Source organism: Azospirillum lipoferum (assembly GCF_024170005.1).
In the GTDB taxonomy this organism is placed as follows: Bacteria; Pseudomonadota; Alphaproteobacteria; order Azospirillales; family Azospirillaceae; genus Azospirillum; species Azospirillum lipoferum.
In genome coordinates, this window is the sequence record NZ_JALJXJ010000001.1 from 347,136 (window position 1) to 365,997 (window position 18,862).

The following is an 18,862-nucleotide window of genomic DNA, read 5'->3' on the forward strand; positions in this document are numbered from 1 at the left end:
AACGGTCTGTTGCGTGGGTGGGACCGGTGGCGATGCCGGTCGTCAGGGGGCGATTCGGCGGTAGCTTTCGGCCAGATCGGTGCCGGCGCTGCGGACCGTGGTGCGTTCGAAGCGCGCCATAGCGGCCAGCGCCTCGACTCCGAAGCCGGCGACCGCCGGCAAACCGTCGCCGCCGATCAGCGAGGCGGCGCGGAACCACTCCAACCGGTCGACCAGCCCGGCACCGAGTAGGGCACCGGCCAGCGCCGCGCCGCCTTCCACCAGCATGCGGGTAATGCCGCGGGAGGCGAGAGCCGCCATCGCGGCGGCGGGATCGACCCGCCCATCAGCGGTGGCCGCGACCGGGATCACTTCGACGCCCAGTGCGGTCAGGGACTCCGCAAGCGCGGAGTCGGGGGAGGGGCCGGTGACGATCCAGGTCGGGATGCGGCGGGCACCGGTGGCGAGCCTGGCCGTGGGAGGCAGGCGCAGGCTGCTGTCCACCACCACGCGCACGGGGCTGCGGTCTTCCAGGCCTGGCAGGCGGCAGGTCAGTTCGGGATCGTCGGCCAGGGCGGTGCCGATGCCGACCAGGATGGTGTCGTGACTAGCGCGCAGACGGTGGCCCCAGGCACGGGCGGTGGGGCCGGTGATCCACTGCGACTCGCCGGTGGCGGTGGCGATGCGGCCGTCCAGCGTGCTGGCCACTTTCAGCGTGACCAGGGGACGGCCCAACGTGATCCGGTTGAAGAAACCCTCGTTCAGGGCCAGCGCCTCGGCTTCGCAGACACCGGTCGTCACCGCGATGCCGGCATCGCGCAGCCGGGTCAGTCCGCCACCGGCAACCCGCGGGTCCGGATCCTGACAGGCGACGACGACACGCGCCACCTTCGCCTCGACCAGCGCCAGGGCGCAGGGCGGCGTCTTGCCGTAGTGATTGCAGGGTTCCAGCGTGACGTAGGCGGTGGCGCCTTCCGCTCCACCGGAAAAGGAGCGGGCCTGGGCCAGCGCCTCGGTCTCGGCATGCGGACGGCCGCCGGGCTGGGTCCAGCCGCGACCGATCACGGCACCGTCGCGGACCAGAACACAGCCGACCGCCGGATTGGGCCAAGTCCGCCCCAGCCCGCGCACGGCGAGCGATAGGGCGGTGCGCATGTGGCGCAGGTCGGTGTCGGTATCGGGCAGAACGTGCACGGAAGGCCGGCCTAGCGACTCAGCGATCAGCTGCCGGGGCCCTTGCCCTTGGTGTCCTTGGCGGAGAAGCGGCCGACGTTGCCCATCATCTGTTCCAGGAAGCCCATCTCGCGGCCGGCGGTCGGCGTCGTGCGCTCGACCAGATCGATGTCCTGGCCGTTCGACTTGTCGAGCGTCTTGATCTCGCGCAGGACGCCGCCGTCGTCGAAGCGGGCGACGACGACGCGGCGTTCCGTCACTTCCGGCTCGAAGAAGGCGGTCTTCTCGGTCTTCTGGCCGATATAGTACCAGACGTTCGGATCGAAGGTCCCGACCGAGGTCGGCGTGCCCAGTACGGCGGCGACGTCGTCGCGCCGGCTCTGGCCCGGTTGAAGCTCCGCCACCAGCTGCGGGTCCGTCAGGTTGCCGCGGGTGGCGACGATGGGCGAGCAGCCGGTCGCGGCGAGGCCGGCGAGCAGGAGGCTGCCCAGCAGGGCGGCGCGAATGACGGTGCGGGGGGCGGAAATGTTCGATCTGGTCATGGTGCTCGGGCTATGATGGAGCCGGCGGGGCAAAGAGGCCGTCCACGGCTGTGGATAGTCTCCGGGCGGGACAATCGCACCGGCTGCTTCGCCCTGTCAACGAGACTCCGAGTCGGGGAAGGGCTGCCGTTCGTGTCAGGAAGCTTTATCGGCCGTCTGCTGGCCCCTTTGCTGGGCAATCTGGACGGCGGATCCCGTGCCCGCACTGCTACCGCGGTGGGTGGGCTGTTCACCGCCATCGTCGGGCAAGCCCGTGAACCGGGCTTCTACAGGGCGCTCGCCGTGCCCGACACGCTGGACGGACGGTTCGAGATGGTGGCGCTGCATCTGCTGCTGGTGATGCGCCGGCTGAAGGGGCAGGGGGCCGAGGCGGGCAAACTGTCGCAGCGCCTCTATGAGACGATGGTCGACGATTTCGAGAAGTCGCTGCTGGAGATGGGGGCCGGCGACAGCGGCATCGCCCGGCGGGTGAAGACGATGGCGCGCGGCATGGCCGGGCGAATCCGCGCCTATGACGAGGCGTTGGCCGATTCCGACGGCGGCAGGCTGGAGGTGGCGCTGGACAACAACCTCTATGGCACGGTCGATCCGGTGCCGGAGGGGGCGTTGGCGGCCATGGCCGCCTATGTCCGCGCCTGCGCCGGGGCGCTGGACGCGCAGCCGCTTGAGTCGCTGATGGCGGGCGAGGTCCGCTTCGCGCCGGTGCCGGCCTGAGCGCTTCACTATATATGTAGAGTGTCGCCTGTGCCTGACGCCGTGCCTGAGGGCTTGCCTTTCCGGCGCGGCGGCTGCATGTGACTCGGGAGAATGCCGGGCGCCCGCCGCGCCGGCCATCTTGTTTTTCGATCAGAGAGTCTTTCGCCATGAGCCCTGCCAACGGCGCCCTGCCGGCCCCGGAATTCTCGCGCGTCGTCCATGCCGACACGGTGCGTCGCGCCGACGTGACCGAGACCATCGAAGCGACCGAAGCGGAGCGACGCGCGCTCGCCGAACGGCTGGAGCTGGAGTCGATCGGCAGCCTGACCGCCACGGTCAAGCTGCGTGCGGTGCGCGGTGGCCAGATGATCCGGGTTTCCGGACAGCTGGAGGCCGACGTGGTCCAGACCTGCGTCGTCACGCTGGAGCCGGTGCCCGCCCATGTCAGCGAGCGCTTCGAGGCGCTGTTTGCCCCGCCGTCGATGATCGAGGACCCGGGGCTGGAGGTCGATTTCGACGCCTCGCTGTCGGACGAGGACATCCCTGAGCCGATGGAGAACAACCGAATCGACATCGGCGAGCTGACGGCGCAGCACCTGTCTCTGGGCCTCGACCCTTATCCGCATGCCGAAGGGGCGGAATTCGAGGACCATCGCGAGCATGAGGACGGGGAGACGGGGGAGGAAGAGGCCGCGGGGGAGCCTGAAAAACCCAATCCCTTCGCCGTCCTGCAGCAGTTGAAGTCGCGGAACTGATCCTGCTGTTGCTTTCCCCGCCGCTCCTTGTATAAGGGCCGGCATTTCCACCCCCACCAATGAGCGGCGCGGGGTTGCGAAATGGGGGTTGTTCGGGCTTGCCCTTTGGGGGCATTTGCCTTATTGAATGCCGCTCGCGCTGGGCGGCCCCTGTTCGGGCCGCCCTTTCCAATGAAGAGAGTTTACGGTCATGGCTGTTCCGAAGAAGAAGACCTCCAAGTCGCGGCGCAACATGCGTCGTTCGCACCACGCTCTGCCCACCTCGGCCTACAACGAGTGCCCGAACTGCGGCGAGCTGAAGCGTCCGCACCATGTCTGCGGGTCTTGCGGCCACTACGACCAGCGTGAAGTGGTTCAGAGCGGCACCGCGGCCGCTTGATCCGCATCGCGTTGTCTGAGGTCCCGTTGATCGGGGGTGCTGGTCGCCCCTGCCGGGGTCCTAGCCGGGGAGCCTGTTCGCGGTGAGCCAGCGCCTGACCATCGCCCTGGATGCCATGGGTGGCGATCACGGTCCCGACATGGTCATTGCCGGGGCGGACATCGCGCGGGAACGTCATCCCGACGTGCGTTTTCTGCTGTATGGCGACCAGCAGCGGATCGAACCGCTGCTGAATCAGCGGCCCGCGTTGAAGGCGGTGGCGGAGATCCGCCATACCGCCGACTTCGTGGCCGGTGACGCCAAGCCGGCGGTGGCACTGCGCGCGGGGCGCCAGTCCAGCATGAGGCTTGCCATCGATGCCGTCGCGGCGGGCGAGGCTGCCTGCGTGGTGTCGGCCGGCAACACCGGCGCCCTGATGGCGATGGCGAAGTTCGTGTTGAAGACGCTGCCGGGCATCGACCGGCCGGCGATGGCCTCCTTCTTCCCGACGCAACGGGGCGAGAGCGTGATGCTGGACCTCGGTGCCAACGCCGAATGCCAGCCGGAAAACCTCGTCCAGTTCGCCGTGATGGGGGCCGTCTTCGCGCGTGCCATCCTGGGGCTGCCGCAGCCGTCGATCGGTGTGCTGAACATCGGTTCGGAAGACATGAAGGGCAACGAGGTGGTGCGTGCCGCGGCGGCCAGCCTGCGCGACATGCCGCTGCCCGGCCGTTTCCATGGCTTCGTCGAGGGCACGGACATCGGTCTGGGCACGGTGGACGTCATCGTCACCGACGGCTTCACCGGCAATGTCGCGCTGAAGACGGCGGAGGGGACGGCGAAGCTGTTCTCCGAATTCCTGCGCCGCACCTTCGCGACCTCGTTTCTGGCGCGGATCGGCTATCTGCTGGCGCGCGGCGCCTTCAAGCGTTTCCGCGAAAGGATCGACCCGCGCCGCTACAACGGCGCGATGTTCCTGGGCCTGCGCGGCGTCTGCGTGAAGAGCCATGGCGGCACCGACGCCGTCGGCTTCGCCAATGCCGTGGCGGTCGCCATCAATCTGGCGACGCACGGTTTCAACGAACGCATCAAGGAAGAGATGGGGCGCATAGCCGACGCGAACCCTCTTCCCGACACGAAGGCGGCGGCGGGCTGAACAATGGTCATGCGTTCCCGAGTTCTGGGTTGCGGTATCTTCCTGCCGTCCAACGTCGTCACCAATCAGGATCTGGAACAGCGGGTCGACACGTCGGACGAATGGATCGTCCAGCGCACCGGCATCAAGTCCCGCCACATCGCCGCGGAGGGGGAGAAGACCTCCGACCTCGCGATCGCGGCGGCGACGCGCGCGCTTGAGCATGCCGGCGTGCCCGCCGGAAGCATCGACTGCATCATCCTGGCCACCACCACGCCGGACAACACCTTCCCGGCCACCGCCACCAGGGTGCAGGCGGCGCTGGGGACCACCGGCTTCGCCATGGACATCCAGGCGGTCTGCGCCGGCTTCGTCTATGCCATGTCGGTGGCCGACAATTTCCTGCGCAATGGTCAGGCGCGCCGCGCCCTGGTGATCGGGGCGGAGACCTTCTCCCGCCTGCTGGACTGGAACGACCGCACCACCTGCGTGCTGTTCGGCGACGGCGCCGGCGCCATCGTCCTGGAAGCCTATGAGGCCAAGGGCGATTCGAACGACCGCGGCGTGCTGTCCACCCACCTGCATTCCGACGGCACCCAGTATGACCTGCTCTATGTCGATGGCGGCGCCTCGTCGACCGGCACCATCGGCCATGTCCGCATGCATGGGCAGGAGATCTTCCGCCACGCCGTGTCGAAGCTGTCGGCGGTGGTGGAGGAGGCGCTGGCCGCCAATGGTCTTGAGTCGACCGACATCGACTGGATGGTTCCGCATCAGGCAAACCGCCGCATCATCGACGGGCTGGCCCGCAAGATGAAGCTGTCGCCGGAAAAGGTCGTGCTGACGGTCGACCGTCACGGCAACACCTCGGCCGCGTCGATTCCGCTGGCGCTGGGCGAGGCGGTGGCCGACGGCCGCATCAAGCGTGGCGACCTGATCCTGATGGAAGCCATCGGCGGCGGCCTGACCTGGGGGTCGGCGCTGATCCGCTGGTAAGGCGGCAGTTCCCTCCGCCCGCGTCTCTCCTTCATGCTGCGCTGCACGCCCGGCCGGGCTTCGGCAGGGCCGTATGCGCCTGCCAAGCTTTTGAATTGACGGACCTTCTTTCGCCGGATTACCGTCTTTGCAACGGTTGCGGGGGGAGGTCGAACAATGTCGCAAAATACCGTAACGCGCGCCCAATTGAGCGAAGCGGTCTACCAGGAAGTCGGGCTTTCGCGCAACGAATCGGCCGATCTGGTCGAAACCGTCCTGGATGAGATTTCCGACGCGCTGGCCCGGGGAGAGATGGTGAAGATCTCCTCCTTCGGCAGTTTCCAGGTTCGCCAGAAGGGCGAGCGGGTCGGCCGCAATCCCAAGACCGGGGAAGAGGTGCCGATCCTGCCGCGCCGTGTCCTGGTCTTCCGCGCCAGCCATGTGCTGAAGAACCGTATCAACGAGGTCCAGGAGGGTGGGGCACCGACGCCCGCGCGGGCGCTGTCCTGACGCCGGCCGCCATTCATCCGGCCGCTGTCGATAATGCGGATGCCTTGCCCATCGCCGTGCCGTGCCTTCCCGCGGTGCCGTGTCTGTCTGCCGCCTGCCGCCCGCGGTCACCGGCGGATGGCCTGATCGTGCCATGAAATCCGCCACGGCCTATCGCACCATCAGCGAGGTGTCGACCGATCTCAACGTGCCTCAGCATGTGCTGCGGTTCTGGGAGACGAAATTCCCCCAAATCCGCCCGCTGAAGCGGGGCGGCGGTCGGCGTTATTACCGGCCGGAGGATGTCGAGCTTTTGCGGCACATCCAGGCGCTGCTGTATGAGGATCGCTACACCATCAAGGGCGTGCAGCGCCTGCTGAAGGAAGGACGCATGTCCGACCCGACCCCACCGCTGCTGGAAGATGCCGACGATGGCGGCGGACCGGCGGAAGGCGAGGGGTTTGCAGGGGACGAGGCCCGGGACGGCGGGGCAGGCGATGAGGATCATCCCCCCCTCTCGGACGCGGTCCGGCACGAGATCACCATGGTGCTGGACGAGCTGAAATCGCTGCGATCGGTGCTGTCCCGCCTGTCCGAAATAGGGAGCAAAAAAAGCTGAAAAAACATCACGGGAGATGTTGCATCGGCAAAAGCCCGCGGCTATAGTCCCGTTCCCTTCCGGAGCCAAGCCGCAAGCACTGCGGTGAAGTTGACGGAGCGTAGCGCAGCCTGGTAGCGCATCAGACTGGGGGTCTGGGGGTCGCAGGTTCAAATCCTGTCGCTCCGACCAGTTTCGGAGGGAGATAAGGCCTTGAAACCTAACGGTTTCGAGGCCTTTTTCTTTGACGGTCTGGCAGGCCCGATTTTCGGCCCTTCCGCAGAGCGGACCCCCAGCGGACCCCGCGAAACGCCGCTTCCTGGCACGTCATGGCATGGCTGCCCTACCGGGTCCGCTGTGGGTCCGCTCCGTCAGCGCGACGAGATCCCCAGGCGCCTAAGTCGCAGCTTCCCTCTTCTCACGCGCGATTTGATAGGCCATTCTTCAACCGTCCCGTCTATGCTGGGAGGGGAAAATACGGTGCTGGAAGATGCGTTACGGTCAGCCGATGAACACCGGGGTTTCCACGGCGCTGGAGCGCCCACCGGGACGATCACCGACTTCTGGCGGTGGGCCTACAGCGACCTCATGAGCAACACTACCCGTGGCGTCTTCGCGGAATGGATGGTCGCCCGACTGCTGGGCTTATCGACGCCCCAGCGGTTCGAATGGGACGCCTGCGACTTGGTCACGCCTGAAGGCGTTCGGATCGAAGTGAAGTGTGGCGCCTATCGGCAGAGATGGCACACCCACCACCCGAGTTCGAGAATTGTGTTCTCGGGGCTTAGGGCGCGGACTTGGTCCGCTGACACGGGCATCTTCACCAGTAAGCGATCGTTCAACGCCGACCTCTACGTCTTCTGCGTCCAGACCGAGACCGATATGGCTCGGTGGGACGCCTTCGACCTCGACCAATGGCGCTTCTACCTCCTGCGGCGGGATGAAGTCATGAAGCTCAATCAGGACTCGGTGGGACTGGTGACGCTGCGCCGGTTAGCGGAGGAGAGAGAAGCTATTGTCCTTCGAGCAAGGATCAACCGCGAAATAGTTAACATTAAGTACAAATCGGGAAAACAGTAGGAGCAAAAATGTTCAAACCCGTTGCGATAGATGTAAGGTGGACTGGTCCGTATCCAATTCTTAATGCTTTTGATCCATCAACTGCTCATAATCTAAATGCAAATTGGCCTGGCGTTTATCTCCACGTTACAAGAGATGCGATCGGAGGTGTAGCCGCCACTTATGTGGGGAAACATCGACAATCAGTTATTGATCGGCAAAGTGAACATCTTTCGAACTATGCTGACGGAAAATACCACCTCATCGATGGTTCCGGAAACATTGTGTTTTTAGCAAAATCAATAATTCCAGCAAATTTCCATGACTTATTATCAAACCACCTATGCGCCACAGAAATCTATTTTGGTAATGTCTCGCTCCCTTCATATGGTTCAGTCGATCATTGGGTGGATATGACTGAGAGCTTGCTTTTAGCCTCACCAAGCTGGCGAAGCTCCGGAGGTAAAATTCTGAATTATCGGCAAGAAGATCAGAAATACATGATGCATGATAAATGTGAGATTAGGCATCAAGGGGCTAGCGTTCCAATTGGTTTTTTTGGAAATACGACCACATGGGATCGATCCACTTGGAAAGTCGTGTGATTTTTAACGGCGAGATCGAAAATGTAGGCGCACTATGGTGATAACGAGTGCGTTACTTTAAGGGAGGTGGCACAGGAAGGGCACTAGAACCGGCAGCCCGTACCAGTCCTGGCTGGAGTCGAGCACGGGGCCGTCGTGGGGCTGAAGGATGGTCACCTGCACACCGCCGCTGGTCAGGGCCTGCCCATGATGGAACAGGCCGGTGATGCCAGCGGCCCGGTCGCCGCGGATCAGGGCGGCGCGGGCCTCCACCTGGGACGGGCCGACGCCGGCCGGCGACCAGAGGGTGACGTGCAGCGTGCCGGTCCACTCCTCCCCGGGGTTCACCCCCATCCCCAGCGGCGCTGTCTCGGCGACCAGCAGCTTGACACGCTGCCAGGGCTGCCCGGTCGGCGCGGTGAACGGCGCGTTCTCCCAGGCGGTCGGCCAAGCCGGCGACAGGGCGGCGAGCTGGGTCTCGAGGGCGGCACGGATCGCGGCGCGGCTCACCTCACACCACCTTGCCGGATCCGGCCGGCGATGTTGGCGACGATGCGCGGCGCCTCTCGGGCGGTGACGCTGACCATGCCGTTCGGCGCCCGATCCGACCAACCGTGTTCCAACGGGATGATGTGCGGGACCGAGTTCGTGATGAAGATGGTGTCGCCGACCTTCGCGGTCGCCGCGACGGCGGCGATCTGCTCCATCGTCGCCCCGCCACCAGGATCCAGGCGACCGGTGCCGGCGGCGGAATAGCCATTGATGCTCGCGTTCCAGCCTCCCCGTGCTTCGCCCTCTTCCACGGGCGTGCGCTTCACGAGTCGGCCCCCGATCTCGGTGGCGACCTGCTGCACCACCTGGTCGGCGGAGTTGACCGCCTTGTTGGAGAATTTCGCGATTGCGTCGGCGAAGCCCATTCCGACCTCCTACCCTCTCAAGCCGGCGGCGCGGCAGGCCGCACGAAGTGACACGAACTCGCCGGCTGCCGCACGGCTTGCGATTTCCGGGTGCTCGCACATCAGTCGCTTCACCCAATACGGCGTTCCGGTTGCCGCGTGTGCTGGGATACCGGCGGCGAACAGCGCAGCTGTTTCCACTGCAGGATCCGCGCGTGGCGCAGACTTGGATGCCACTGCGTCGGCAGCGTTGACGGTCAGACGGCCTGTGGCGACGTCCTCCAACAGCTCTGGCCGGGTACGCTCGATTCGGCGGAGCTGCTTGACCACCGCCTTGGTGATCCCGAACTGGTGCATGATCTCGCCATAGCTGGCCGGCCATCGACTGAGGACCAGTTCACCGGCGGCCACTTGAATTCGGGCGCGCCCTTCAGCGCGAGCCGCCAGAACGGCCGGGTCGACCTCCTTCTTCACTCTGGGCTCTTGCGACGCCGGGTGCGGCTTCTTCGGCGGCTTGGCCGGTTTGTCGCCAGCGGGCTTCCGAATACGGGGTGGCGGGGGCGCCTCGTTCGCCGGCATGCCGCCCGACTCGATCAAGTCGGCGACCGCGCCAAGGGCGAGACGCAGGGCGGCAAGCTCCAGCCGCGCCAGCTCATCGCGGGGGTGATGCAGGGCATCAGGGAGCTCTCCCGCGCCAGCGATTCGCCACGCGACATGGCTCGGCAGCGGCATGCGGCGTCGGCGGATGTCCGGGTGCCCGTCGGCGGCGCGCAGGGCCGCCCACATCGCCCGCAGCCGGGCCGGCCATGCGGCCAATAGCCCGCCGTCCGGTTCCAGCCCCGGCCACGCCCAGCGCCGGGCAACTGCCTCCAGCGCCCGGCCGGCCTCGATCTCGCGGGCCGTCAGCAGCCCGCGCCGCGCCAGCTTCGCGAACAGGTCGGGCAACGGCAGGTTTGCAGGTCCGACCTCAACGCCCAGCACCCGGCGGGCCGCCGCGATGACAATGGCCTCGCGCGCTGGCGACGTCCTGCCAGCGAGCGCCACCACGGCGGCCTGCTTCGGCAAACCAGCCGCGCGCTCGAAGGCATGCAGCGTGCCGAATGTCGCGGCGATGGCTGTGCGCACGGTTTCGACCTCGGACGGGGTGAGAATCGCCATGGTCACCGCACTAGCAGCTCGAAGGTGGCCCCAGCCGGGTCGGACGTCACCGACAAGACGGTGTGATCCCGTCCGCCGGCGGTCAGCACGTCACCAGGTGCCGGGACGGTTGCCATGCCGAAAGCCAGCAAGGTCGCCTTCCTGTCCCCCTCGCGGACGATGGAGCCGTCCAACCAAGCTTGGCTGCGCTGAAGGCTGCCGACGCCGAAATCCTCGAGCATGCCCTTGACGGTCCAGGTGGTGGTGGTGCCCGGACCGACAGTGCCGGTGCTCGGGTCGTAACTGCCGCGGACGGTGCGGGAGAGCGTCAGGGGGCCCATCACGCCGGCGAGCGCGCCGGCGATCGTTCGGGCCAACTGGCCGTCGTCGAGAAGTGCCATCGTGTCACCTCCTACAGGATGAGCAACCCGCCGGGGCGGGCGTCAGCGTCGTCGTAGATCGAGCGGGTGGACTCGCCGGCGGCGGCCCTGCCCAGCGCCATGCAGGCGGCCACCGCGCCGTCGATCCGGCCGCGCGAGCGAGCCTTCGTCAGCTTCTCGTTTTCGGCTGGATCCTTGTCGGCAACTGCATTGGCGAAGCACAGCCTCAGAAGCGGATTGCCGCCGTGCCGGAACTTGCCTCCCAGCAGCGCTCCCTTCAGCGCCTTCATCGGCGCGGACATGCCGGCGAAGCCCTGCCCATGCTCGGCGACGGTGATGTCCTCGTCCGCCAGCGCGGTGGTGACGGCGGTGCTGTTCCAGCGATCGATCGCTACTTCCTGAATGTCGTGCCGCTCCGCCAGCGCGATGATGTGGTCGGTCACAACGCGATAATCGACGCGGTTCCCTTCCGTGAGCACCAGGTGTCCGGCTTCGGCCCATTTCAGGTAGCTGGCGCGGTCCTCCTCAGACTTTCGGGCGATGTTGTCGGAAGGCAGGAAGAACTTGGCGCGCACGTCGTAGGCCGGCTCAGGCCCATCGTCATCTCGGAAGACGGCGACCACTGCTGTCAGGTCTTCAACGCTGGACAGGTCCACGCCGACCCAGCATGGTTCACCCACCAGATCGTCATCATCGCGGGTCGGTTCCGCTTGGTCGTAGATGTCCAGGGACACCCAAGGTTCGGCAGCCCCCTCCGTCCAGATGTTGAGGTGGAACCGCTTGAAGTCGGCGACTTCGGCGGGGAAATGCTCGATCCGCCGGGCCTTGATGCGCAGCTCGTCGATGGAACAGAACCCGTCGGCGATAGCCGGATTGCAGGCGGTCCACACGGCTTCATCCCGCCAATCCGCATCCGGTGGGGCGGCGAAAATGATCGGCACGAAGGTGGGATCGACAATCTCGCCACGCGCCACCTTGTGCGAGTAGTCCCACCAGTCCCAGGCTAGCCCACCTTGCCCTGCCCCGGCGGTTGAGATCATGAAGGTAAGCGGCTGCTCGCGCTTTACCATCGAATCGGTCACGGTCTTGAACAGGGGTCGGGCTTCCGCCGGTGACCAGCTATGGATCTCGTCAGCGAGGAAGAACGAGACGTTCAACCCGTGCTTGCTGTACGCCTCGCTGCTGATGGCCTTCAGCGTGCTGGCGTTGTGCAGGTGCGTGAGCTTCTTCCGGCTTGCCATCGGCCGAACCCGTGCCGCCGCTCGCGGGCTGGTCTGGATCATCTTCCAGCAGGAATTGAAGGCGATCCCAGCGTTCTCTTGATCGGCTGCGGCCATGACAACCTGTCCGCCGGCCTCACTCTCCGGCCCGACGAAATGAGCGGCCCCCAGGCCGGCGCACAGCGTCGTCTTGCCGTTGCCGCGCGGTATCCACATGGCGACCGTCCGCACCAGCCGCTTGCCGTTGGGCGCGGTCGGGCCGTAAACGGCGCGGATGACGGCGCGCTGCCAGGGGCGCAGCGGGAACCGCTCCCCGGCGTGCTTGCCCTCCCATAGCCGCAGGCACTCGAGGAAGCGGCAGATCCGCTCCGCCCGTCCGGTGGGATCGGGATAGCTGTCGGGGTCAGCCGAGAAGGTCGGCAGGGACGTCATTGTCCTCCTCCTTCTCCGCGTTGGTGCCGGAGTAACGGCGATGTGGCGTCAGGCCCAACTCGGCGGCCAGTAGGCGGGCTTCGCGCATGGCGCCCTGCTGCATCCTGAAGGCGGGGTGCGGCTTCGGGCCGGTCTCGGTCTTGACGATGCGGCCTTCCGTCGCCATCAGCTCTTCGCACTCGCGAACCTGCCCGACGGCGACGCAATAACTCTCAAGCGTTGCAAGCACATCGTCTGCCAGCAGCTTCCGTCCGTGCAACTCTTTCGCCGCACGCTTCCATTCCTTTTTCGCGTTCTGGGGGAGCCAGGACGGCGGCGACGGGCAGCGGTCGGCGACCGCCCCTTCCATCACACCTGCCAGCTTCGGTTTCCGACCCTTCACCGCGAATCCCCAATTTCCCCGTGTTTTCGCGCAAGCCCCCCCGCCCGCATTGGCCCCCATCCGGCCAAATTCCCGATCCCCCCTCCCCCTACCGCTGGCCGGCGGCGGCCTTCACGGGATTGCCGAAGCCGCCGTCCTGCCTGTTCGTCTTCTGGTCGTGATGGGGCTTGCACATGCTCGCCAAGTTGGACGGGTCCAAGAACAGGCGGCGGTCGTTCTTCCAAGGCCGGACATGATCGACGATGGTCGCCCTACACCCACAGACGATACAGCGCGGGTTCGCTGCAAGGTGGGCAGCCCTCAACGCCCGCCATTCGGGCGAGCTGTAGGGCTTCCACCGAGCATCTCGGTTCGGATCCGGTGCCCGTGGCGTGCAGGCGCAGCGCTGGCCGGCGGGGGCCAGATTGCGGCATCGTGGGCAGACACGGGGCGGGCGGAAGGGCATGACGGATCACCCAACCGCCGGAACGCGGTAACGATCAAGCAGCGGTGCGACGCTGGCGATGCCGGGCAGCGCGTCGGCGCCGAAATAGCCGAGATTGATGCTGCCGATCCCGATGCTCTTCAGGCCCGGATCGCGACCACGTTGCGACCACGCGGCGCTCACCAGCTCGAGCACGGCCTGCTCGATGTCGGGCGGACAGGTGGCGTAGCCGGCGCTGTAGCTCACCTCGACGACGGCGCCGCATTCCCAGGGGCGTGACCGGCCGGCGGAGTCGGTCCGCAGCAGAAGGCCGGCGTCGGCGTCCAGGCGGAAGCCGGAAGGCAGCTCGCTGCCGTCCACCTCGACGCTGGTCACGGTCGTCACCGGGTAGCGTGACAGGGCAATCACCGCTTGCCCGCCCCCGGTCTCGAGGGTCTCGCGGTAGGTGCCGGCCAAGATCGGGGCGCCGATGTAGGAGGTGATGGCCGCGCTGGCGCGGGCAATGAGCGCGCCGATGATGGCGTCGTCGTCGGTCCCGACGATGCCGAGATGGGACTTCACCATCGCCAGATCGACCAGATCGCTGGCCGGGGCCTCAATCACCTCGAGCATCGTCGCCGTCCTTATCGTCTGAGCGCATCCGGCGGATGCCGAGAGCGATACCGAGCAGCAAGGTCACGGTGGTCAGCAGGACGTTGACGTTCTGGAGCGCAGCCACCCAAGCCGGGCTACTGACCAGCCCAGCAATCAAGGCGTCCCCCTTCAGCTTTTCCATCGAAGTTCCTCTACCAAGGGGGGCGCAGGTGGCGAGGGCTGTAGGGCAACCCTCGCCGCCTACTTGCACCGCGGCCGTCCGGGGCCAGCCGCGGGCCATCAGGGGGCCGGTTGGGGCGGCCCGGTTCGTCACGCCACCGGGGCGGTCGCGGGGTGGCCCAGCACCCAGGCACCGGCGATGAAGATGTTGCCCGAGTTGTTGCCCGCCGGCGTGATGGTCACGCGGCAGTAGCGCTTCGGGCCGGCGTAGCCGATCTTTCGAACCTCGTTGTCGTCCGAGTAGTCGAACGACGCGGCAGCCTCGGTACCGAGCAGGTACTCGTCTGCGACGGCGGCGTGGTCGGACAGGTTGGCGGCGTCGCCGTCCTCGAAGAGCACACTGAAGGTGACGTCTGCGTCGGTGTTGGCACCGATCAGGATGATGAACTCGCACGAGCCGAAGCCCTGCGTGTCGACGATCTCGGAGACGTAGGCGGTATTGTCGGTGCCGGCGGCAACCGGAGACAGGCCCCGGCGCACGGCGATGTTGTTGTGCAGGTCACGCATGATGAGGATCCTTCTCGCGAGCGCCGCTTACGAAGTCGCGCACTTGATCTTGCGCAGGGCGGCCGGCTGCACCACGGCACCGCCGACGCGGCGCGTGGCATGGATGCGGGTGATGCCCCTCGTGGCCAGCAGGTACGGATTCACCAGGATCGACATATCCAGGCGATCGACGATCCGGTACGCGGTGGCGATGTCGCCGAAGGCAATGGGGGTGGCGCCGCTGCCGACGTCGTCCATGTCGGGAACCTCGACCACCGGGCGCCCGAGAATGGTTTCCGGCTGGCCGGCGGCATAGGCCGGCTGCCACAGATAGGTGCCGGTGGCACCATCCTTCAGCTTGCGGATCGCAGCCAGCGTGGAGCCGTTCATGAGCCAGGTGCCGCGGGCACGGTAGGCCGCCGGCAGCGCGTACATGGCGGTGATGAGCAGGTCGGCCGGAGCGGAACCAAGCGTCGAGGCGTTGCCCGTCGCGGTGTAGCCGACGCCCGAAGCGGTCAGCAGGCCCTCAGGCTGAAGGGGGCCGGAACCGGAGACGAACGCCAGCCCCTCCTTCTGGCCGAAATCCTCGGCCAGGGCTCGGCGCACCTCGGCCTCGGCCGTGCCGCTGCTGTCAGCGAGGAGCTGATTCGAGATGTCGACGAAGGTGGAGAGGTTCCGTGCTGGGATGTCCACCTGCCCGAACGGCACGGTGCTCTCGGCATGATCGTCACCTTCGCCCTCCCACTGCGCATTGGTGACGCCGGTGCGTCGGGGATACTTCACGCTGGGCGCGGCAGTCTGGCGGACGGTCGCCATCGCGCGGATGGGCGAGAACTCCACCAGATCGCGGATGAACTCGGTGCTGATTTCGGCCGGCGCGAGATAGCCGCCCTGGGGATCATTGGAGACGGTAAGCGCACGCATTTCGTCGGCCGGCGCGCGGTCGCCGTGGCGCAGATAGCTCTCATAGGCGCGCCGCTCCAGTTCGCCCTCGCCCCGCTGTTCGCCACCGGCCAGCCCGGCGCGGCCGGCGCGGGCTTCGATCTTGTCCAGACGCTTGTTGATCGCGTCGATCGCGCCGCGCGTCTCGGCGGTCGTATCGGTGCGGGTCTCGGTGTTCTCCGCGCTGTTCGGCGCGGCCTCGTTGTCGAGGGCCATTGCGGCCTCCTTCTGCTGTGCCGGCGGCGCGGCGGGTGAAGCGGCGCGAACCTCGAGGATCCGCGCCTTGGGATTCGATGCGATGCTGACGACGCTGACTTCCGCCAGCCGGGCTTCCGTGATGATCCGTCCGCCACCGGGACGGGGCTCGTCGCGCAGGCGGCGAAAGCCAACCGACAAAGAAACCGCGCCGACTTTGGCCAGATCATGGGCCTCACGCCCGTCGGGCGTGGTCAGCAGGAACCGACCGGTGATGTGCAGCCCGTCTGGCGCATCGCGCAGTTCCTCGACAACGCCGCAAGGACGTTCGGGATCGTGATGCAGCAGCAGCGGAACCTTCTGACCCGCAGCCCGACGCTCCGCGATGCTGGCTGCGAAGGCTCCTGCCCGGAACTCGGTACGATGGGCGTCGAGAACCCCATAGGCGTTGGCGATACCGGTGAAGGTGCCGGCCCCGTCCAGCGACGGCGCGAACCGCAGCTCGAGCCGCTCGTCGTCCGCCCGTCCTTCCGCAGCGGCAGCCTTCTCCGCCGCCGCCTTCGCCTCTCGCTGCAATCTCCGATAGATCGCAAAGTTTTGGCGGTAGACTTCAGCGTCAGTCGCACGCGGCTTGCGCTTAGCAGTCGTGATCGCACGCAGATAGCTGCGGCAATTGGCGTGAAAAGGCGGCGTTGGCACCGGACGTTTCGGGTCGAATACTGCACCTGACATGTTGGTGCAGACCTCCGACCGCTTGGCGTCAGCAACGGTGATGACCTTAACCTTCTGGACGATGTCGCTGTTCTGGCGGAAAACTTCCATCCGCGACTCGTTCACGGTCCTGGCCGTCATCGTGTCCACCAGAGCAGAAACCGCAGCCGAAATCTCGGAATCCAGCTCGGCCATGACTGCGGCGGATAGCTCGCCGGCAGTTGCGGTGGGGACTTGGGCAGCCGGTTCCACCCTCTTGCGGATAGATGCGATCAAGGCCGCGACGGCGGTCGTGCACCAGGACGAGGCGTCACCGACAGGCGGCGGGGTGACTGGCGGAAAGGGCTGCCCGGACTCCGCGCGGGCGTCGGCAATCTCGACTTCGGCCGCAGTCATCGCCTGATCGGCGATCCGGGGCAACTCGTCGGTGATGGTGGCGGCCAGGGCGGCCGGCAGTGTATCGACCAGCCCTTGGAGCAGGTTGAGCACGTCGGCGACGGTCGCCGGCCGCCCGGCGTCCAGGGCATCCCGCACCGTCTGCTGCGCGACGTCGACCAGCCGGCGAGTCAGGTCGGCGCCGGCCTCGGCGATCATGGTGGCCGGATCCAAGCTTGGCAGGTTCTCAGCCATCGGCCTTGCCTCCCTGGCCGGCGGCATTGGTCATGTTCAACGGCTGGCGCAGCACGTCGCCACCCGGCAGCGGGGGACGAGATTCCAGCGCCCGGATCTCGTTCACGGTCAAGATCCCGGCGTTTGCGGCGGCGGTGTAGGCGTTGAACCGAGCGGACAGGTCGGCACGGGCCAAGTCAGCAGTGACAAATTCGATGTAGAAGTCCTCGCGCTCTCCCTCGTCCAGAAGGTCGCGCATCATCGCCTGCTCCCAAATCTTGATCCACGGCATCATGGTCAAGGTCAGGAATGACTGGGACATGTGCTCGGAATTGCTCCAAGTCGCCCGCTCCCAGTCTTGCGCCAAATGGACCGGCACGCGGAAACCACGGCAGATTTCCGAAGTCAGGCGGCGCCATGTTTCGAGATACTGGGCATCCACCGAACTGAACTGCATCTGCTCGAAGCTCAAACCCTCTTCGAGGACGATCAGCTTCCCGGCTTCGGCCCCGGAATGCGCTGCCTGCACTGAAGTCTGAAGGCGCTTGATCGCCTCGGGAGTGAGGCGGCCGGACGCTTTCAAGGCGCCGCTCGGCCGGCATCCTTTGGCGAACAGCTTTGCGGCGTAGCCGGCCATCGCGATGTCGAGGGCGATGCTTTCGCGCAGCAGGTGGACCAAGGAAAGATCGCGGTTCGGGTCGGCACCGGGCAGGCGGATCACCAGTAGGTCGCGGCGATCGACTTCGCGCCGTCCGCCGTCCGTGGTGGTGGCGAAGAAGCGCGGCTCCCCGGTGAGCCGGTCGGTTTCGCGGGTAATGACGCCTGGGGCGATGGGGACAATCTCGACGACACGACCGCCGGCACGACCGACCCAGGCGTAGGCCGCGCCGTGCAACAGGGCGGAAGTCATCATGCTCTGCCGGAACTCGACCGAGGTCATCCAGTCGATGGGGCAGCCCGAAATCAACTTCTCGACAGGATGATCCCCAGCTCGGTCCTTCTCGCCGTTGGGGCCGCGCCGGAAAACGTGAACGGGGATTTGCGAAATGCTTTCGCTCAGGACGCGGACGCAGGCGAGGCAGGTCGGGGACTGAAGGGCGCCATCGGGGCTGACACTCAACCCGCTTGCGGTGGTATTCGCGAGCGCAAAAAGACGTTCCAAATCGCCCAGCGATCCGGAACGCCGCTCAAGCCCCACCAACCGTCGGAAGAAACCCATTGCCCACCTCGCGATGAAGGTGGCTTAACCTCGTGTGACCGTCAAGAGAAAATCAGAACTATACGCATCGTGTACTATGAGTATTGCTCATCTATACTGTCGCAAGCTACGAGGCAATTTCTGCTTTCCTCAATGACGTGTCTGATTTTTACTTTCCTCTACCTGAAGGATCGCCCCGCCGATGGCCGCGAGCAGCCCCTCGAGTGCGTCGCCAATCCCAAAGGCCGTCTCCGGCCGGTCGGCAATCGCCTGCCGCAAGAAGTCGAGCATGAGGATCACCCCGGCGCCGGGTCCGGCTTCCCGGTCCGCCAGGGCCGTCACTCCGGATAGGGCCGCGCCGATGCGCCCCTCGACAGGCAGCTCAGCGGCGCTGGCCGTCCGGTCGATCTCGCGGGCGACGTCGCGATAGAGATCGACCTGTTCGGCGGTGAGTCGGTGGTCGGTCACAGGGCACCTTCCCGGCGATCTGACGCACCGCCATCGCGGTTGGTGGGATCGGTCGGGCAGGCGCCCGCCAGCGCGTCGCGAACGCGGTGTAGAGCCAGGTAGGCGTCGCACGCGGCGTCCATAGCCGGCCGCTCCAGGCCGCCGTACAGCACCAGCCGGCTGGCGGCGGAGATGGCAGCATCGAGATATTGGTGGGGGGTGTCGTTCATTGTCGTCTCCATGGGGT

The 18,862-nt window shown here is 66.3% G+C and carries 25 protein-coding genes and 1 tRNA gene; 10 read left to right on the forward strand and 16 right to left on the reverse strand.

The features are described 5' to 3' along the window. Positions 1-42 precede the first annotated feature (42 nt). On the reverse strand, positions 43-1,173 hold the full coding sequence (gene ribD / locus J2848_RS01710; RefSeq protein WP_342787926.1) for a bifunctional diaminohydroxyphosphoribosylaminopyrimidine deaminase/5-amino-6-(5-phosphoribosylamino)uracil reductase RibD: 1,131 nt from the start codon (positions 1,171-1,173) through the stop codon (positions 43-45). 26 nt (positions 1,174-1,199) lie between these two features. Next, the gene (locus tag J2848_RS01715) at positions 1,200-1,694 is read right to left on the reverse strand and encodes an outer membrane protein assembly factor BamE (RefSeq protein ID WP_149230729.1); all 495 of its coding nucleotides are present in this window, start codon (positions 1,692-1,694) and stop codon (positions 1,200-1,202) included. A 132-nt stretch (positions 1,695-1,826) separates the two neighbouring features. Between J2848_RS01715 and J2848_RS01720 the strand changes: the two genes are divergently transcribed. The 10 genes from J2848_RS01720 (at position 1,827) to J2848_RS01765 (ending at position 8,364) form a co-directional block, all read left to right on the forward strand. Next, the gene (locus J2848_RS01720) at positions 1,827-2,408 is read left to right on the forward strand and encodes a ubiquinol-cytochrome C chaperone family protein (protein WP_246193765.1); all 582 of its coding nucleotides are present in this window, start codon (positions 1,827-1,829) and stop codon (positions 2,406-2,408) included. Between the two features lie 149 nt (positions 2,409-2,557). Continuing rightward, positions 2,558-3,145 (forward strand): YceD family protein, encoded by a 588-nt coding sequence (locus tag J2848_RS01725; RefSeq protein WP_149230730.1) that lies wholly within the window; start codon positions 2,558-2,560, stop codon positions 3,143-3,145. A 190-nt stretch (positions 3,146-3,335) separates the two neighbouring features. After that, positions 3,336-3,524, forward strand: coding sequence for a 50S ribosomal protein L32 (gene rpmF / locus J2848_RS01730; RefSeq protein ID WP_012973646.1), 189 nt, complete (start codon positions 3,336-3,338; stop codon positions 3,522-3,524). An 82-nt stretch (positions 3,525-3,606) separates the two neighbouring features. Then, positions 3,607-4,659, forward strand: a complete 1,053-nt coding sequence (gene plsX, locus J2848_RS01735) for a phosphate acyltransferase PlsX (RefSeq protein WP_149230731.1) — start codon at positions 3,607-3,609, stop codon at positions 4,657-4,659. Between the two features lie 3 nt (positions 4,660-4,662). Beyond that, positions 4,663-5,634 (forward strand): beta-ketoacyl-ACP synthase III, encoded by a 972-nt coding sequence (locus tag J2848_RS01740; RefSeq protein WP_149230732.1) that lies wholly within the window; start codon positions 4,663-4,665, stop codon positions 5,632-5,634. Between the two features lie 156 nt (positions 5,635-5,790). Further along, entirely contained in the window at positions 5,791-6,123 is a 333-nt protein-coding gene (locus J2848_RS01745) for an integration host factor subunit alpha (RefSeq protein ID WP_149230733.1), read from the forward strand. Positions 6,124-6,256: 133 nt separating this feature from the next. After that, positions 6,257-6,721, forward strand: coding sequence for a MerR family transcriptional regulator (locus tag J2848_RS01750; protein WP_149230885.1), 465 nt, complete (start codon positions 6,257-6,259; stop codon positions 6,719-6,721). Between the two features lie 94 nt (positions 6,722-6,815). Next, a tRNA-Pro gene (locus J2848_RS01755) sits at positions 6,816-6,892 on the forward strand. 288 nt (positions 6,893-7,180) lie between these two features. Continuing rightward, entirely contained in the window at positions 7,181-7,780 is a 600-nt protein-coding gene (locus J2848_RS01760; protein WP_149230734.1) for a hypothetical protein, read from the forward strand. Positions 7,781-7,788: 8 nt separating this feature from the next. Then, positions 7,789-8,364, forward strand: coding sequence for a hypothetical protein (locus J2848_RS01765; protein WP_149230735.1), 576 nt, complete (start codon positions 7,789-7,791; stop codon positions 8,362-8,364). A 57-nt stretch (positions 8,365-8,421) separates the two neighbouring features. Here the strand turns inward: J2848_RS01765 and J2848_RS01770 are convergent, their stop codons facing one another. The 14 genes from J2848_RS01770 to J2848_RS01830 all read right to left on the reverse strand — a co-directional run bounded on the left by J2848_RS01770 (position 8,422) and on the right by J2848_RS01830 (position 18,857). After that, complete coding sequence (locus J2848_RS01770; RefSeq protein ID WP_170306998.1) at positions 8,422-8,853, reverse strand: phage tail terminator-like protein; 432 nt, start codon at positions 8,851-8,853, stop codon at positions 8,422-8,424. Next, the gene (locus J2848_RS01775) at positions 8,850-9,260 is read right to left on the reverse strand and encodes a hypothetical protein (protein ID WP_170306999.1); all 411 of its coding nucleotides are present in this window, start codon (positions 9,258-9,260) and stop codon (positions 8,850-8,852) included. The genes J2848_RS01770 and J2848_RS01775 overlap by 4 nt, the downstream gene beginning before the upstream one ends. A gap of 9 nt (positions 9,261-9,269) precedes the next feature. Beyond that, positions 9,270-10,397: a hypothetical protein gene (locus J2848_RS01780; protein ID WP_170307000.1), complete on the reverse strand. Its 1,128-nt coding sequence runs from the start codon at positions 10,395-10,397 to the stop codon at positions 9,270-9,272. A gap of 2 nt (positions 10,398-10,399) precedes the next feature. Then, positions 10,400-10,777, reverse strand: coding sequence for a hypothetical protein (locus J2848_RS01785; RefSeq protein WP_149230736.1), 378 nt, complete (start codon positions 10,775-10,777; stop codon positions 10,400-10,402). A gap of 11 nt (positions 10,778-10,788) precedes the next feature. Continuing rightward, entirely contained in the window at positions 10,789-12,408 is a 1,620-nt protein-coding gene (locus J2848_RS01790; protein WP_149230737.1) for a terminase large subunit, read from the reverse strand. Beyond that, positions 12,380-12,850: a phage terminase small subunit P27 family gene (locus tag J2848_RS01795; protein ID WP_211103081.1), complete on the reverse strand. Its 471-nt coding sequence runs from the start codon at positions 12,848-12,850 to the stop codon at positions 12,380-12,382. The genes J2848_RS01790 and J2848_RS01795 overlap by 29 nt, the downstream gene beginning before the upstream one ends. Positions 12,851-12,878: 28 nt before the next feature. After that, complete coding sequence (locus J2848_RS36085) at positions 12,879-13,235, reverse strand: HNH endonuclease signature motif containing protein (protein ID WP_149230738.1); 357 nt, start codon at positions 13,233-13,235, stop codon at positions 12,879-12,881. A gap of 6 nt (positions 13,236-13,241) precedes the next feature. Next, positions 13,242-13,826: a head-tail connector protein gene (locus J2848_RS01800; RefSeq protein ID WP_149230739.1), complete on the reverse strand. Its 585-nt coding sequence runs from the start codon at positions 13,824-13,826 to the stop codon at positions 13,242-13,244. Next, positions 13,810-13,989: a hypothetical protein gene (locus tag J2848_RS01805; protein ID WP_149230740.1), complete on the reverse strand. Its 180-nt coding sequence runs from the start codon at positions 13,987-13,989 to the stop codon at positions 13,810-13,812. Before J2848_RS01805 ends, J2848_RS01800 begins: the two co-directional genes overlap by 17 nt. A gap of 128 nt (positions 13,990-14,117) precedes the next feature. Beyond that, a complete protein-coding gene (locus tag J2848_RS01810; protein ID WP_149230741.1) occupies positions 14,118-14,534 on the reverse strand; it encodes a hypothetical protein in 417 nt (138 codons plus the stop codon). Positions 14,535-14,561: 27 nt separating this feature from the next. After that, positions 14,562-16,991 (reverse strand): phage major capsid protein, encoded by a 2,430-nt coding sequence (locus J2848_RS01815; RefSeq protein ID WP_211103082.1) that lies wholly within the window; start codon positions 16,989-16,991, stop codon positions 14,562-14,564. Then, a complete protein-coding gene (locus J2848_RS01820; RefSeq protein WP_149230742.1) occupies positions 16,984-18,189 on the reverse strand; it encodes a phage portal protein in 1,206 nt (401 codons plus the stop codon). The genes J2848_RS01815 and J2848_RS01820 overlap by 8 nt, the downstream gene beginning before the upstream one ends. Positions 18,190-18,318: 129 nt before the next feature. Then, positions 18,319-18,636 (reverse strand): hypothetical protein, encoded by a 318-nt coding sequence (locus J2848_RS01825; protein WP_149230743.1) that lies wholly within the window; start codon positions 18,634-18,636, stop codon positions 18,319-18,321. Next, positions 18,633-18,857: a hypothetical protein gene (locus J2848_RS01830; RefSeq protein ID WP_149230744.1), complete on the reverse strand. Its 225-nt coding sequence runs from the start codon at positions 18,855-18,857 to the stop codon at positions 18,633-18,635. Before J2848_RS01830 ends, J2848_RS01825 begins: the two co-directional genes overlap by 4 nt. Between the last annotated feature and the right edge of the window lie 5 nt (positions 18,858-18,862).